The organism is Pseudomonas sp. PLMAX (assembly GCF_046042685.1).
Taxonomy (GTDB): domain Bacteria; phylum Pseudomonadota; class Gammaproteobacteria; order Pseudomonadales; family Pseudomonadaceae; genus Aquipseudomonas; species Aquipseudomonas putida_AE.
In genome coordinates this window covers 1,150,832-1,167,008 of the sequence record NZ_CP064949.1, presented here as the reverse complement: position 1 = coordinate 1,167,008, position 16,177 = coordinate 1,150,832, and the positions used below count along the sequence as shown (strand labels likewise).

Below are 16,177 nucleotides of genomic sequence, written 5' to 3'. Positions count from 1 at the left end.
TTAACTAAAATTGTGCGGTGAGAACCCGGTCCTTGTGGGAGCGGGCTTGCTCGCGAAGAGGGCGTGTCAGTCGACGGTGATGTTGCCTGACACACCGCTTTCGCGAGCAAGCCCGCTCCCACAGGTATTGTGTTCAACGCAAAAGGCTCGGGGTTTTCGGTGCCTGGGTCTGGCTGTCTTTCGGTACATCGTTGCCGGCACCCAGCCCACCGCCTAGGGCCGTTACCAGTTCGGCATGCGCACTCAATCGCGCCGCCTGCACCTGCTGCTGCACCTGCTGCTGTTTGAACAACAGCGTCTGCGCGTTAAGCACATTGAGGTAATCGGTCAGCCCGCGCTGGTAGGCGATCATCGCGATGTCATAGGTCTTCTGCGCCGTAGCCACCGACTCGGCGGCGAAGGTTTGCTGATTGTCCATGGACTCGCGGCGGATCAACTGGTCGGAGATGTTTTTCAGCGCGTTGACCAGCGTCTGGTTGTATTTGGCCACGGCGATGTCATAACCGGCCGAGGCTTCGCCCAGCTCCGAGCGCAAACGCCCGCCGTCGAAGATCGGCAGCGAGATGGCCGGGCCGACGCTGTAGTTGAGTTTCTTGCCGGTCAGGAACTCCAGGGCGCCGCCACCGGTGGCCATGTAGCCCAGGCTGCCGACCAGGTCGACGTTGGGGTAGAAACCGGCATGCGCCACGTCAATGCCCCGCGCCTGCGCCGCCACTTGCCAGCGACTGGCAACCACGTCCGGGCGTTGACCGAGCAATTGCGCCGGCAGCGTCGACGGCAGTTTGAGTGCGGCGCCCAGCGCCAGTGTCGGCGGCTGCAACTGCGCGCCCTCCCCCGGTCCCTTGCCTGCCAGCGCAGCCAGTTGATTTCGACTGAGGGCGATTTCTTCGTCCAGGGCGTCAATCTGACGGTGGGTTTCCGGCAGCGGCGTCTGGGCCTGGCTGACTTCGAAATGGGTGCCGATGCCGCCGTTCAAGCGTTTTTGCGCCAGCTCGAGGATCTGCTCTTGCTGCTGCAATGTCGCTTCGACGATGTCCCGTTGCGCGTAGTGCAACGAGAGTTCGATGTAGACGCGCACGATGTTGTTCTGCAATTCGAGCTGCGCCTGGCGCGCTTCGGCGACCGTCATGTGGGCCATGTCCACGGCGCGCTCGGTGGCATTGCTTTCGCGGCCCCACAGGTCGAGGGCATAACTGAAGCCCAGTGCGGCGTTGTTGTCCCAGGTGGTTGTGTTGGCCAGCTCACCGGGACCATAGAATTGATCGGTGGGCCAGTTGTGGCGCTTGAGGGTGGACTCGCCGTTGATCTGCAACGACTCCGCCGCTTCGGCAACACCGGCCATGGACCTGGCCTGGCGCACCCGCGCCGCCGCCATGGCCATGGTCGGGCTGCCTTGCACGGCGAGGTCGATCCAGCGGTTCAGTTGCGGATCGCCATAGGCCTGCCACCATTGCGCGGTGGGCCAGTGCGCGTCCTGGGCGGCGCTCTGGATCGCTTCGTCCGTGGCCAGTGAATTGGCCTCCAGTGCCTTGCCCTGTGGGGCAATACCTCCGGTTCCGATGCAGCCGCTGATTGCCAGGGTTAAAACCAAAACACTGAGCGGCTGAAGCGCTCTGCTGATGCGACGCGGCACTGCTGCGATTTCCTGAATTTGGGAGGAGGCATACGGGTCCCCGTGGGACCGGGGCAATTCTATGGGGCGGTCTGGATGGCGATAAGCTGGGATTCCTGTGAATCTTTGTTACCGTTAACGCGATAATCCCTTGGTCGGGGTCTCAGACCCTGAAACTTCGTGTCACAATTTGCCATCGAACCCGAGAGCACCCCATGGACACATTGCAAAACATGCGCGCCTTCAGCTACGTGGCCGAGGCCGGCAGCTTCACCGCCGCCGCCGTGCAACTGGACACCACCACGGCCAACGTCTCGCGCGCGGTCTCCAACCTGGAAGCCCACCTGCAAACCCGTCTGCTCAACCGAACCACGCGCCGCATCGCCCTGACCGAAGCCGGCAAGCGCTATTTACTGCGTTGCGAGCAGATCCTGAACTACGTCGAAGAAGCCGAAGCCGAGGCCAGTGACGCCCACGCGCGCCCGGCCGGGCAGCTCAAGGTGCACACCATGACCGGCATCGGCCAGCACTTCGTGATCGACGCCATCGCCCGCTATCGCAAGACCCACCCGGACGTGACCTTCGACCTGACCCTGGCCAACCGCGTGCCGGACCTGCTGGACGAGGGCTACGACGTGTCCATCGTGCTCGCCAGCGAACTGCCGGACTCGGGTTTCGTCTCCCAGCGCCTGGGGATTACCTACAGCATCGTTTGCGCCTCGCCCGCCTATGTCAAAGCCAACGGCTGCGCGCAAAAACCCGGCGACCTGCTCAACCACGCCTGCCTGCGCCTGGTGAGCCCGGTCATCCCCCTGGATAAATGGGCCTTCGACGGGCCTGACGGCCAGGAAATGGTCACCATCAACAGTTCGCCATTCCTGGTGAACTCGGCCGACGCGATGAAAACCGCGATCACCAGCGGCATGGGCGTCGGTGTCCTGCCGCTATACGCCGCGATCGACGGGCTGCGCAACGGTACGCTGGTGCGGGTGATGCCCAATTACCGCTCCCAGGAGCTGAACCTGTACGCGATCTATCCGTCGCGGCAGTACCTGGATGCGAAGATCAAGACCTGGGTGGAATACCTGCGCGGGTCATTGCCGGAGTTGCTGGCGGCGCACCAGGCGGAACTGGCCGCGTATGAATTGAGCGGCAGCCTCGCCGGGGCACGGATGGCGACCTGAGACATAGCTGAACGACAGGTAAAAAAAAACCCGGACACCATGTCCGGGTTTTTTCATCGCCTGGGTTCGATCAATGCAGGATCTGACTCAGGAACAGCTTGGTGCGGTCGTTCTGCGGGTTGTCGAAGAAGTCGTTCGGCGCGGCCTGTTCGACGATTTCGCCCTTGTCCATGAAGATCACGCGGTTGGCCACGGTACGGGCGAAGCCCATTTCGTGGGTCACGCAGAGCATGGTCATGCCGTCTTCAGCCAGGCCGATCATGGTGTCCAGTACCTCTTTCACCATCTCGGGGTCGAGTGCCGAAGTCGGTTCGTCGAACAACATGATTTTCGGCTTCATGCACAGCGCCCGGGCAATCGCCACACGCTGTTGCTGGCCACCGGAAAGTTGCCCCGGGAATTTATGCGCCTGCTCCGGAATGCGTACGCGTTCCAGGTAGTGCATGGCGATTTCCTCGGCCTTGCGCTTGGGCATCTTGCGCACCCACATCGGCGCCAGCGTGCAGTTCTGCAGGATGGTCAGGTGCGGGAACAGGTTGAAGTGCTGGAACACCATGCCGACTTCGCGGCGGATCGCTTCGATCTGCTTGAGGTCGTTGGTCAGCTCCACGCCGTCGACCACGATGCGGCCCTGCTGGTGTTCTTCCAGGCGATTGAGGCAGCGGATGGTGGTGGACTTGCCGGAACCCGACGGGCCGCACAGGACGATACGCTCGCCCTGCTTGACGTTGAGGTTGATGTCTTTGAGTACGTGGAACTGGCCGTACCACTTGTTGACGCCCTGCATCTGAATAATGCCTTCAGGGCTCACAGGCTGTTTGATTGCTTCGCTCATTTGAAGAGAACTCCTAACGCTTGTGGCCAGTGTCGAGCTTGCGTTCCAGATGCATGGAATAGCGCGACATACCAAAACAGAAAATCCAGAACACCAGGGCGGCGAACACATAGCCTTCGGTGGCCATGCCCAGCCATTTCGGGTCGGCGGCGGCTTGCTTGACGCTGTTGAGCAGGTCGAACAGGCCGATGATGATCACCAGGCTAGTGTCCTTGAACAGCGCGATGAAGGTGTTGACGATGCCAGGGATCACCAGCTTCAGGGCTTGCGGCAGAATCACCAGGCCCATGCTGCGCCAGTAGCCGAGGCCCATCGCTGCGGCGGCTTCGTACTGCCCCTTGGGAATCGCCTGCAGACCGCCACGCACCACTTCAGCCACGTAGGCCGACTGGAACAGGATCACGCCGATCAGCGCCCGCAACAGCTTGTCGAAGTTCATGCCTTCGGGCAGGAACAACGGCAGCATCACCGAGGACATGAACAGCACCGTGATCAACGGCACACCGCGCCAGAACTCGATGAAGGTCACGCAGACCACCCGAATCGCCGGCATGTTCGAACGACGGCCCAACGCCAGGACAATCCCCAGCGGCAAGGCACCGGCAATGCCGACGGTGGCGATCACCAGGGTCAGCATCAGGCCGCCCCATTGGCTGGTCGCCACTTGGGTCAGGCCGAAGACGCCGCCGTGCAGCAGGCACCAGGCAATGATCGGGTACAGCACCAGGAAGCTCAGGCCATACACTGCTTTATGGTGAAAGCGCGAGATGAACAAAGGTGCCACGCCAATGACCGCCAGCCACACGGTCAGGTCCACGCGCCAGCGCAGTTCCGGCGGGTAGTAGCCGTACATGAACTGGCCGAAGCGCTGCTGGATGAACACCCAGCAGGCGCCCTCCTTGGTGCAGTCGGCCTGGCTGGTGCCCACCCAGTTGGCATCGAGGATCGCCCACTGCAGGATCGGCGGTACCACCAGGTAAATCAGGTAGAACGCGAACAGGGTCAGCAGGGTGTTGAGCCAGCTGGAGAACATGTTCGCGCGCATCCACGCCACTACGCCGATGCTGCGACTCGGTGGCGGCATGTCAGGTTTGAAAGTATGAGTGCTCATGCGCTTTTCCTTACCGCTCGATCAGCGCAATGCGCTTGTTGTACCAGTTCATCAGCAGGGAAATGCTGATACTGATCGCCAGGTACACGCTCATGGTGATGGCAATCACCTCGATCGCCTGGCCGGTCTGGTTCAGCACCGTGCCTGCGAACAGCGAGACCATCTCCGGATAACCGATACCGGCCGCCAGCGAGGAGTTCTTCGCCAGGTTCAGGTATTGGCTGGTCAGCGGTGGAATGATCACGCGCAGGGCTTGCGGGATGATCACCTTGCGCAGGGTCGGACCATTGCGCAGGCCCAACGAGTGCGCCGCCTCGGTCTGGCCGTGGCTGACCGACTTGATGCCCGAACGCACGATCTCGGCGATGAACGCCGCGGTGTACACCGTCAGCGCCAGGGTCAAGGCCAGCAGTTCCGGGATCAGCACCCAGCCGCCGACGAAGTTGAAGCCCTTGAGCTGCGGCATTTCCCAATGCACGGGCGCGCCAAAAATCAGTGCGCACAGCGCCGGGATGACCAGGAACAAGGCCAGGCCGACCCAGAACTTGTGGAACGGAACGCCGGTGGCTTCGAAGCGTTTGTTGGCCCAGCGGCACATCAGCACGATGGCGACGATGGCCACCACGACACCGATCACGAACGCCCAGAAACCATCGGCCATCAGCGCCGCCGGCATGTTCAGGCCGCGGCTGCTGACAAAGAAGGTGTCGCCGAAGTTGTGGCTGTTGCGCGGCCCCGGCATGGTCAGGAACACCGCGAAGTACCAGAACAGGATCTGCAGCAGCGGCGGAATGTTACGGAAGACTTCCACGTACACCGTCGCCACTTTGGCGATGATCCAGTTCTTCGACAGCCGTGCCACACCGACGATGAAACCGAGGATAGTCGCCAGGATCACGCCGATGAAAGTCACCAGCAAGGTGTTGAGCAGGCCGATGACAAACACCCGGGCGTAGCTGTCCGCTTCGGTGTAGTCGATCAGGTGCTGGGCGATGCCGAAGCCGGCACTGCGCTCGAGAAAGTCGAAACCGGAGGTGATGCCCCGGTGTTGCAGGTTGGTTTGCGTGTTGTCGAACAGAAACCAGCCTAGCGAGACCACACCGATAATGGTGATGATCTGGAATACCCACGCACGCACTCGTGGATCGCTGAGGCTGAGCCTCTGCTTTGGTGCGCCGATTGAATTTTGCATGAAGTGCCCCGCAAAGAATGGAACAGAACATCACCCGGCGGTTGGCCCGCCGGGTGATAGAACCATCAGCGCACTGGTGGTGCGTATTGAATGCCGCCAGCGTTCCACAGGGCGTTCAGCCCGCGGTCGATTTCCAGTGGAGTGCTCTTGCCGAGGTTTTTCTCGAACACTTCGCCGTAGTTACCCACTTGCTTGACGACCTGCACGACCCAGTCTTTCTTCACTTTCAGGTCTTTGCCGTATTCGCCGTCGGTACCCAGCAGACGGGCAACGTCAGGGTTCTTGGTGCCCTTGGCTTCGGCTTCGACGTTCTTCGAAGTGATGCCGGCTTCTTCAGCGTTGAGCATGGCGTAGCCAACCCAGCGCACGATGGCCAGCCACTCGTCGTCGCCATTACGCACGACCGGGCCCAGAGGTTCCTTGGAAATGGTTTCCGGCAGAACCACGTAGTCCTTAGGCGATGCCAGCTTGCTGCGCTGGGCGAACAGTTGGGACTTGTCGGAGGTCAGTACGTCGCAACGACCGGACTCCAGCGACTTGGCGCTCTCGTCGGAGGTGTCGAAAGTGATCGGGGTGTATTTCAGGCCGTTGCCGCGGAAGTAGTCGGAAACGTTCAGCTCGGTGGTGGTACCGGCCTGGATGCAGATGGTTGCACCGTCCAGTTCCTTGGCGCTCTTGACGCCCAGCTTGTTGTTGACCAGGAAGCCGATGCCGTCGTAGTAGGTAATGAAGCCCGGGAATTTCAGGCCCATGCCCGCGTCACGGGAGCTGGTCATGGTGGTGTTGCGCGACAGGATGTCGATTTCGCCGGACTGCAGCGCGGTGAAGCGCTCCTTGGCGTTCAACTGACTGAACTTGACCTTGGTCGCGTCGCCGAACACGGCAGCGGCCACGGCACGGCAGTAGTCAGCGTCGATGCCGACGATCTTGCCGGTAGCATCCGGAACCGAGAAGCCAGGCAGGCCATCGCTGACGCCGCACTGTACGAAACCTTTTTTCTGCACTGCATCCAGGGTCGCGCCCGCCTGAGCGAACCCACTGACGCCGAGTACCGCGGCTGCAGTCACGACTGCCAGGGTGGATTTCAACATCTTCATTCAAACCTCCAGTTTTGCTCTTGTTGTGTCGGAGCGTGAGTCCAGTCGCACCCTTTTGAGGCGGTGGTGACCCGTGTTGGCTTTTTTTAGGGTCAACCGACGTAGGACCGTAGCCATGAGTCTAGTAGGAGAAAATCCACATAATGGACAACTCACTTCTCACCAATCGGCCGAACGGGCTGTAGCCCTTTCTCGTTCGCGAAGCCCGTAGCGGCCACTGGCGAACATCCATTACCGGATTTTTGCTATCCCGCGGCCAGTCGTACACTGATAGTGTTACCGCCAGGCGCGAGATGAGTTGCACCGCTTCCCCATAGCAAAGCCCGTACCACACCGGCTGCTAAAGCGGTTAAGCGACAGGTCAATAGCAAAACTTGTAACCTTGCGACATCTTCGTAACTGATCAACCAGAGGCGCCCTCAGCCCTCGCACTCAATGAGAGCGCCCGCACAAAATTGGAGCAACCATGACCGAGCCCTTGATTCTTGAACCCATCAAGCCCGCAGATGCCTGCGTCATCTGGCTCCACGGCCTCGGCGCCGACCGCTACGACTTCCTGCCGGTGGCCGAAGCGTTGCAGGAAAACCTGCTGACCACGCGCTTCGTTTTCCCTCAGGCACCGACCTGTGCCGTCACCATCAATGGTGGCTACGAGATGCCGAGCTGGTACGACATATTGGCCATGAGCCCGGCGCGGGCGATCAATCGCGAACAGCTGGAAGAGTCCTCGCAGAGGATCGTTAATTTGATCGACGTGCAGCGAGCCATCGGAATAGACGCCTCGCGAATTTTCCTGGCCGGCTTTTCCCAGGGCGGCGCCGTGGTTCTACACACCGCGTTTCTGAACTGGCAGGGCCCCCTGGGTGGCGTACTTGCCCTCTCCACCTATGCACCGACCTTCAGCGATGAGCTGGAACTGTCCGCCAGCCAGCAGCGCATTCCGGTGCTGTCGTTGCATGGCCAGTACGATGACGTGGTGCAGAACTCGATGGGGCGTAGCGCCTACGAGCATCTGAAGCAGCGTGGTGTCACCGTGACATGGCAGGAATACCCAATGGGGCACGAAGTGTTACCCGAGGAGATTCGCGACATCGGCGTGTGGCTGACCGAGCGTTTGCGCTAGACATCGATGTTTAAAAACGCCCTTTGATCCATCCCTCTACGCCGCGCCCGATTCTTGCATTACACTGGCCGGCGTACATTCCTTAACCAATTGATGAGATGACCGTGCTCAAAGCACTCAAGAAAATGTTCGGTAAAAGCGAGACTGAGCAACTCGCGCCAGTCCCCAGCGCTCCGTCTCACACATCCAGCCACCGCACCGACGGTCATCAGTCTGGTCGGGCCGCCCCGGTAGCGGCACCGAAACACGAGCCAAAGAGCGCAGCGGTCGCCGAGCCCGTTGTGCAAACCGCCGCCGAGCAACCGCGCAGCGAAGCGCCAAAACCCGCCAAGCCGCGCCGCGAACCCAAGCCCAAGGCGCCGGTGATTCCCTGGAAACTCGAAGACTTCGTCGTCGAACCCCAGGAAGGCAAGACCCGCTTCCACGACTTCAAACTCGCCCCCGAACTGATGCACGCCATCCAGGACCTGGGCTTCCCGTATTGCACGCCGATCCAGGCCCAGGTGCTGGGCTTCACCCTCGCCGGCAAAGACGCCATCGGCCGGGCGCAGACCGGTACCGGCAAGACCGCGGCGTTCCTGATCTCGATCATCACCCAGCTGCTACAGACCCCGCCGCCGAAAGAGCGCTACATGGGTGAGCCGCGCGCACTGATCATCGCCCCGACTCGCGAACTGGTGGTGCAGATCGCCAAGGACGCCGCTGACCTCACCAAGTACACCGGCCTCAACGTCATGACGTTCGTCGGCGGCATGGACTTCGACAAGCAGCTCAAGCACCTCGAGGCTCGCCACTGCGACATCCTCGTGGCCACGCCGGGCCGCCTGCTGGACTTCAACCAGCGCGGCGACGTGCACCTGGACATGGTCGAAGTCATGGTGCTGGACGAAGCCGACCGCATGCTCGACATGGGCTTCATCCCCCAGGTACGCCAGATCATTCGACAGACGCCGCCGAAGAACGAGCGTCAAACCCTGCTGTTCTCGGCGACCTTCACCGAAGACGTGATGAACCTGGCCAAGCAATGGACCACCGACCCGGCCATCGTCGAGATCGAGTCGCAGAACGTGGCCAGCGAAAACGTCGAACAGCACATCTACGCCGTAGCCGGTGCCGACAAATACAAACTGCTCTACAACCTGGTCAGCGACAACGGCTGGGAGCGGGTCATCGTCTTCGCCAACCGCAAGGATGAAGTGCGGCGCATCGAAGAACGCCTGGTGCGCGATGGCGTCAACGCCGCGCAGCTGTCCGGCGACGTGCCGCAGCACAAGCGCATCAAGACCCTGGAAGGTTTCCGCGAAGGCAAGATCCGCGTACTGGTGGCCACCGACGTGGCCGGTCGCGGCATCCACATCGACGGCATCAGCCACGTGATCAACTTCACGTTGCCGGAAGTCCCGGACGACTACGTGCACCGCATCGGCCGTACCGGTCGCGCTGGCGCCGATGGAGTGTCCATCAGTTTTGCCGGTGAAGACGACTCCTACCAGCTGCCGGCCATCGAAGAAAAACTGGGTCGCAAGATCAGCTGTGAAACCCCACCGACGCATCTATTGCGGGCGGTTGAGCGCAAGCGGCCGTAACGGGCGACTTGCAGGAAAAGGCGCAGCCGGAAACGGACTGCGCTTTTTTTTCGTCTGGTTTTTTCAACAGGCGCTTGCTCGCGATAACTAAAAGTCCATAATGGACAAATTAGTTTACTCGCCACTCCCGGAGCCACCATGGCCAGCACCCCCTACGTGATCAACCAATCCCAGGCCCGCGAGTTGCTGGCCCAGGTCGACGTGCCGCAGATCCTGCGCAAACTGTTCCGCGACCTGGCTGCCGGGCAAGCCGTGCAACCGGCACAGCAACTGGTGGAATTTCCCCGGGGTGCCGGCGACTTCATCAACTACCTGGGCGTGCTGGCCGAAGATGGCGTGTACGGGGTCAAGACCTCGCCCTACATCGTGGGCGAGCAAGGGCCGCTGGTGACCGCGTGGACCTTGCTGATGTCGATGCAGACCGGCCAGCCGCTGTTGTTGTGTGATGCTGGCGAACTGACCACTGCCCGCACTGCCGCGACCACAGCCGTGGCGGTCGATGCCCTGGCGCCGCTCACAGCGAGTCGCCTGGCAATCATCGGCAGCGGCAAAGTGGCCCAGGCGCACCTGCATTACGTTAAAGGTCTGCGCGAATGGCAGAACATCAGCCTGTACTCGCCAAGCCTGAGCGAAGATGCTGAAACGGTGAGCCTGCTGAAAAACATCGAGCCGCGCCTGAACATCGTCGACAGTCGCGAGGCCGCCGTTCAGGACGCCGATGTGATCATGCTCTGCACCTCGTCCGCAGGGCCCGTGATCGATCCGTCGAGCTTGCGCAAACCGGCGCTGATCACCTCGATCAGCACCAACGCCCCGCGCGCCCACGAGGTGCCGCCGCAAAGCCTCAACGACATGCAGGTATTCTGCGACTACCGAGTGACCACCCCGGGCTCGGCGGGTGAAATGCTGATTGCCGGCGAACAGCATGGCTGGGATAACAAGGCGATTGTTGGCGACTTGCCCGACCTGCTCAGCGACAAGGTGCAGCGCCCCGGCTACGACCGTCACGTGTTTTTCCGCTCCATCGGCCTGGGCCTGGAAGACATCGCACTGGCCAATGCCATCTACCGCCTGCACCCCTGACACCACACATCTCTGTAGGAGCCGGCTTGCTGGCGATCGCATCACCTCGGTTTTCCTGACAGACCGCGGCGCCTGCATCGCCAGCAAGCCGGCTCCTACAGGGATCATCGAACCTTCGGCATTTGTGTTTCACAGGAGACATTCATGAGCCAGGCAGACTTCATCATCATCGGCGGCGGGATAGCCGGCGCTTCCACCGGTTTCTGGCTGTCGCAGCACGCACGCGTCATCGTGCTCGAACGCGAATCCCATCCGGCCTATCACTCCACCGGCCGTTCGGCGGCGCTGTACACCGCCGCCTACGGCACCCCGCAAGTGCGGGCGTTGACCCAGGCCAGCCGGGATTTCTTCGACGCCCCTCCGACCGGTTTCTGCGAACACCCGCTGCTGACCCCACGCGGCGAAATGACCGTGGACTTGACCGGTGACCCGGCCGAACTGAATAACCAGTACCTGAGTGCCAAAGCCACAGTGCCGCAAATGCAGTTGCTCAGCGCCGACGAAGCCTGCGCGCTCGTGCCGATCCTGCGCCGGGAAAAAGTCCACGGCGCGATCTACGATCCGACCGCCAGCGACATCGACACCGATGCCCTGCATCAGGGTTACCTGCGGGGAATCCGCCGTAACCAGGGCGAAGTCCATACCGACAGCGAAGTCCTGAGCCTGACCCGTGATGGCGCAGGCCTGTGGCAGGTGCAAACCAAGGACCAGACCTTCAGCGCGCCAGTCATCATCAACGCCGCCGGCGCCTGGGCCGACAAGATCGGTGAAATGGCCGGCGCCCGGCCGCTGGGCCTGCAACCCAAGCGCCGCGCGGCCTTCATCTTTGCCGGCCCCGAAGGCGTGGACATCCACCATTGGCCGATGCTGGTCAGCCTCGACGAATCCTTCTACATGAAACCCGACGCCGGCATGTTCCTCGGCTCGCCGGCCAACGCCGACCCGGTGGAACCCCACGACGTGCAGCCCGAAGAACTGGACATCGCCATGGGCATCTACCAGATCGAAGAAGCCACCACCCTGACCATCCGCCGCCCGACCCGAACCTGGGCCGGCCTGCGCAGTTTCGTCAGCGACGGCGACTTGCTGTCCGGTTTCGATCCGCAGGTGCCGGGGCTGTTCTGGGTGGCGGCACAAGGCGGTTACGGCATCCAGACCTCGCCGGCCATGGGCCAGGCCAGTGCTGCGCTCGTGCGCGGTGAAGCCCTGCCCGAAACCCTCAGCCGTTTCGGTCTGAACGCCGGCATGCTGTCCCCTGCCCGCCTGGGCTGACTATTGTCCTCAGGTGACGCGCCGACTCGATTGCGGCACACTTTCAGCGTCCTGAATAACGGGGCGCTGAAGCTGCCCCGGAGCCCCATTGTATGAACGCACCTGAACAAGATCCTGCCCTGAACGACACGTCCCTGGATAACTTCCGGGCGATTGCCGATGCCATCGCCACGCTGTTTTTTCCCCACGCCGAAGTAGTGCTGCACGACCTGCGCACGCAAAAGGTCGACTACATCGCCAACAACCTGTCGAAACGGGAAATCGGTGACGATTCGGCGCTGGATGACATGCTCGGCGACGATGTCGGCGAACGTAACATCGGGCCGTACGAAAAGCTCAATTGGGATGGTCAGAAGATTCGCAGCCTCAGCACCGTGCTGCGCGACCGTGAGGGACTCCCGCTGGCAGTGCTGTGCATCAACCTGAATATTTCGCTGTTCGAGAATGCCAAGGCCGCGCTGGATCTGTTCCTGTCGCCGACCAAGCTGATTCCGCAGCCGGACTCACTGTTCCGCGATGACTGGCAGGAACGGATCAACACCTTTCTCCACGCCTGGCTGCGCGAACGCCAGCTGAGCCTGAACCTGTTGACCCGCGATCACAAACGCGAACTGGTGCTGGCCCTGCACGCCGAAGGCGCCTTCAAAGGCAAAAGCGCCTCCAACTATGTGGCCAATGTGCTGAACATGGGGCGGGCGACGGTGTACAAGCATTTGAAGGAACTCAAAGGCTGAAATCATACCGTACGATCACATCACCACGGTCGTCCTGACAGACCGCAGCGCCCGCATCGCCTGTAGGAGCCGGCTTGCTGGCGATCGGCATCACCACGGTTCCTGACAGTCCGCGGTGCCTGCATCGCCTGTAGGAGCCGGCTTGCTGGCGATTGCATCTCCACGGTTCCTGACAGTCCGCGGTGCCCGCATCGCCTGTAGGAGCCGGCTTGCTGGCGATCGCATCACCACGGTTCCTGACAGTCCGCGGTGCCCGCATCGCCTGTAGGAGCCGGCTTGCTGGCGATTGCATCTCCACGGTTCCTGACAGTCCGCGGTGCCCGCATCGCCTGTAGGAGCCGGCTTGCTGGCGATTGCATCTCCACGGTTCCTGACAGTCCGCGGTGCCTGCATCGCCAGCAAGCCGGCTCCTACAGAGCGATGTTTACTCCAAGGCGGAAGCCGGGCCGAAGAACTCGTAACGGCTCTGCTTCTCTGGCACACCCAACGCCTTGAGGTGACGCTTGACCGCCGCCATGAAGCCCTTCGGCCCGAGGAAGTAAGCGTCCAGGTCGCGCTCTTCGGGTAACCAGGCGGCCAGTTGTTCCTGGCTCAACATCCCGACCTTGTGCGCCGCCGGGCTGACGCCGTCATCCTCGGCATAGCAGTAGAAACGCTTGAGTTGCGGATGACGCTCGGCCAGCCCGTCGATCCAGTCGCGGAAGGCGTGGACGCTGCCGTTGCGCGCGCAGTGGATAAAGTGCACCGGCCGCTCGGTTTGCAACGCTGCTTCCAGCATCGCCAGGGTCGGGGTGATGCCGACACCGCCGCTGATCAGCACCAGCGGCTTGTCGCTGGCGCTCAGGGTGAACTCGCCCGATGGCGGGAACAGCTGGATGCTCGCCCCTACCTGCAGTTGATCGTGCAAATGATTGGAGGCCCGACCACCGGTTTCACGCTTGACGCTGATGCGGTACTGGCCCTTGTTCGCCAAGGCCGACAGCGAATAGTTGCGACGGATCTCTTCGCCATCGAGGATCAGTTTCATGCCGATGTACTGGCCTGGCTCGGCGGCCAGAATCGGCCCCTTGTCGGCCGGCTCGAAATAAAACGAGGTGATTTCCGCACTCTCCTCGACCTTGGCCACCACAATGAATTCCCGCGCCCCGCGCCAGCCGCCCGGTGCCTGCTCTTTCTGGTCGTAGATGCTTTTTTCGGCACCGATCAGAATGTCCGCCAGTTGCCCGTAGGCCGCCGCCCATGCCGCAATCACTTCAGGGGTGGCGATTTCTTCACCCAGCACTTCGGCAATGGCACGCAACAGGCACTTGCCGACAATCGGGTAGTGTTCCGGCAGAATCTGCAGGGCCACGTGCTTGTTGATGATCTTGGCCACCAGGTCGCCCAGTTGGTCGAGCTGATCGATGTGGCGGGCGTACATCAACACACCATTGGCCAGGGCGCGCGGCTGGTCGCCGGAAGCCTGGTGGGCCTGGTTGAACAGCGGGCGCACTTCTGGATACTCGGACAGCATCATGCGATAGAAGTGGGTGATCAACGCTTCACCACCGCTTTCCAGCAGCGGCACAGTGGATTTGACGATGGCACGGTCTTGAACGCTGAGCATAGAGTGACTCCTGGGCAACGAGGGTTTCTTAACAGTTGCCCTATGCTTATCAGTTTCCGTGCCAAGAATTAAAACCATATAAATCAATGAGTTAATGACACAGTAGTCATATCGACATAGCGTGATCTATAGTCACATCGACTACATGGAGTCACTATGACTGCAAAATCCCTGTTAACCGCCCTGCTGCCCCTGGTCTCCGACCTGTCCCGTGAACTCCCCGAAGGCGAGCGCTATCGGCGCCTGCTGGAGGCCATGCGTGCCCTGCTCCCTTGCGACGCGGCCGCCCTGCTGCGCCTCGATGGCGAATGGCTGGTGCCGCTGGCCGTCGACGGGTTGAGCACCGACACCCTCGGTCGGCGCTTCAAAGTCAGCGAGCACCCGCGTTTCCAGGCCCTGCTCGGCAGCACCGGTCCCACCCGGTTCGCCGCTGACAGCGACCTGCCTGACCCCTATGACGGCTTGGTCGATGGTCTCGATGATCACCTGGAAGTCCACGATTGCATGGGCTGCCCGCTGTTCATCGACGAGCGGCCGTGGGGCCTGCTGACCCTCGACGCGCTCAATCCGGAACAGTTCGAACCGGTCGAGCTGGATGCCCTGGAAGCCTTCGCCAGCCTCGCCGCGGCCACCGTCAACGCCGCCGAACGCATCGAGCGGTTGAACAACCGAGTCGAAGACGAACACCAGCGCGCCGAGGTCTACCGCCAGGCCAGCGGCCAGCAACACCGCGAGATGATCGGCCAAAGCAAGGCGCACAAACGCCTGGTGGAAGAGATCGACCTGGTGGGCGGCAGCGATCTGACGGTGCTGATCACCGGGGAAACCGGGGTCGGCAAGGAGCTGGTGGCCCAGGCCATCCATGCCGCCTCGCCTCGCGCCGACAAACCGATCATCAGCCTCAACTGCGCGGCGTTGCCGGATACGCTGGTGGAGAGCGAACTGTTCGGGCATGTCCGCGGCGCCTTTACCGGGGCGCTGAACGATCGCCGTGGCAAGTTTGAACTGGCCAACGGCGGCACGCTGTTTCTCGATGAAGTCGGCGAACTGTCGCTGACGGTGCAGGCCAAACTGCTGCGGGTGCTGCAAAGCGGCCAGCTGCAGCGACTGGGTTCGGACAAGGAGCATCAGGTCGACGTGCGACTGATCGCGGCGACCAACCGCGACCTGGCCGAGGAAGTGCGCAGTGGCCGTTACCGCGCCGACTTCTATCACCGCCTCAGTGTCTATCCCCTGCTGGTCCCGGCGCTGCGGGATCGCGGGCGGGATGTGTTGCTGCTCAGCGGTTTTTTCCTCGAGCAGAACCGCTCGCGCATGGGCCTCAACAGCCTGCGCCTGAGCACCGACGCCCAAGCGGCGTTGCTGGCCTACGACTGGCCCGGCAATGTGCGCGAGCTGGAACACCTGATCGGCCGCAGTGCATTGAAGGCGTTGGGTAACTGCAAGGATCGGCCGAAGATCCTCAGTTTGAGTGCCGCCGACCTCGACCTGCCCCATGCCCGTGTCGAAGCCGGCGTCGAAGTCAGCGCCGAGCAACCCGCCGTTGTCGACGTCGAATCGGTGACGGGAGATTTGCGCGAAGCCACCGAGCGTTACCAGCGCCAATTGATCGGCGCCTGCCTGGAGCGCCACCATCACAACTGGGCGAGCGCTGCCCGGGAGCTGGGCCTGGACCGGGCCAATCTCGGGCGGATGGCCAAGCGCCTGGGGATGAAATAGCACCGTGGCGCATAACTTGCTTC

The 16,177-nt window shown here is 61.9% G+C and carries 13 protein-coding genes; 7 read left to right on the top strand and 6 right to left on the bottom strand.

Going from position 1 to position 16,177, the window contains the following annotated elements; translation table 11 throughout:
* Positions 1-133: 133 nt before the first annotated feature.
* The gene (locus tag DKB71_RS05205) at positions 134-1,633 is read right to left on the bottom strand and encodes an efflux transporter outer membrane subunit (RefSeq protein WP_408599785.1); all 1,500 of its coding nucleotides are present in this window, start codon (positions 1,631-1,633) and stop codon (positions 134-136) included.
* A gap of 194 nt (positions 1,634-1,827) precedes the next feature.
* On the opposite strand from DKB71_RS05205, the gene DKB71_RS05200 reads away from it, so the two are divergent.
* Complete coding sequence (locus tag DKB71_RS05200; RefSeq protein WP_274073938.1) at positions 1,828-2,796, top strand: LysR family transcriptional regulator; 969 nt, start codon at positions 1,828-1,830, stop codon at positions 2,794-2,796.
* Positions 2,797-2,866: 70 nt separating this feature from the next.
* Here DKB71_RS05200 and DKB71_RS05195 read toward each other — a convergent pair whose 3' ends face one another.
* The 4 genes from DKB71_RS05195 to DKB71_RS05180 form a co-directional block, all read right to left on the bottom strand.
* Complete coding sequence (locus DKB71_RS05195; RefSeq protein ID WP_003171943.1) at positions 2,867-3,631, bottom strand: amino acid ABC transporter ATP-binding protein; 765 nt, start codon at positions 3,629-3,631, stop codon at positions 2,867-2,869.
* Between the two features lie 13 nt (positions 3,632-3,644).
* A complete protein-coding gene (locus tag DKB71_RS05190; RefSeq protein WP_274073939.1) occupies positions 3,645-4,742 on the bottom strand; it encodes an amino acid ABC transporter permease in 1,098 nt (365 codons plus the stop codon).
* 10 nt (positions 4,743-4,752) lie between these two features.
* Positions 4,753-5,934 carry an amino acid ABC transporter permease gene (locus DKB71_RS05185; RefSeq protein WP_408599783.1) on the bottom strand — a complete coding sequence of 394 codons (1,182 nt, stop codon included), beginning with the start codon at positions 5,932-5,934 and terminating at the stop codon, positions 4,753-4,755.
* 65 nt (positions 5,935-5,999) lie between these two features.
* Positions 6,000-7,031 carry an amino acid ABC transporter substrate-binding protein gene (locus DKB71_RS05180; protein ID WP_408599782.1) on the bottom strand — a complete coding sequence of 344 codons (1,032 nt, stop codon included), beginning with the start codon at positions 7,029-7,031 and terminating at the stop codon, positions 6,000-6,002.
* A gap of 466 nt (positions 7,032-7,497) precedes the next feature.
* On the opposite strand from DKB71_RS05180, the gene DKB71_RS05175 reads away from it, so the two are divergent.
* From DKB71_RS05175 to DKB71_RS05155, 5 genes are all read left to right on the top strand, one after another.
* Complete coding sequence (locus DKB71_RS05175; RefSeq protein ID WP_274073942.1) at positions 7,498-8,154, top strand: alpha/beta hydrolase; 657 nt, start codon at positions 7,498-7,500, stop codon at positions 8,152-8,154.
* Between the two features lie 98 nt (positions 8,155-8,252).
* Complete coding sequence (gene rhlB, locus DKB71_RS05170) at positions 8,253-9,740, top strand: ATP-dependent RNA helicase RhlB (RefSeq protein WP_274073943.1); 1,488 nt, start codon at positions 8,253-8,255, stop codon at positions 9,738-9,740.
* A 138-nt stretch (positions 9,741-9,878) separates the two neighbouring features.
* Positions 9,879-10,823: an ornithine cyclodeaminase family protein gene (locus DKB71_RS05165; RefSeq protein WP_408599781.1), complete on the top strand. Its 945-nt coding sequence runs from the start codon at positions 9,879-9,881 to the stop codon at positions 10,821-10,823.
* Between the two features lie 144 nt (positions 10,824-10,967).
* Entirely contained in the window at positions 10,968-12,095 is a 1,128-nt protein-coding gene (locus tag DKB71_RS05160) for an FAD-binding oxidoreductase (protein ID WP_274073945.1), read from the top strand.
* A 92-nt stretch (positions 12,096-12,187) separates the two neighbouring features.
* Positions 12,188-12,829, top strand: a complete 642-nt coding sequence (locus DKB71_RS05155; RefSeq protein WP_274073946.1) for a transcriptional regulator — start codon at positions 12,188-12,190, stop codon at positions 12,827-12,829.
* Positions 12,830-13,253: 424 nt separating this feature from the next.
* Here DKB71_RS05155 and hmpA read toward each other — a convergent pair whose 3' ends face one another.
* Positions 13,254-14,435: an NO-inducible flavohemoprotein gene (gene hmpA, locus DKB71_RS05150; protein ID WP_274073947.1), complete on the bottom strand. Its 1,182-nt coding sequence runs from the start codon at positions 14,433-14,435 to the stop codon at positions 13,254-13,256.
* 156 nt (positions 14,436-14,591) lie between these two features.
* On the opposite strand from hmpA, the gene norR reads away from it, so the two are divergent.
* Positions 14,592-16,154 (top strand): nitric oxide reductase transcriptional regulator NorR, encoded by a 1,563-nt coding sequence (gene norR / locus DKB71_RS05145; RefSeq protein WP_274073948.1) that lies wholly within the window; start codon positions 14,592-14,594, stop codon positions 16,152-16,154.
* The last annotated feature ends 23 nt before the right edge of the window (positions 16,155-16,177 follow it).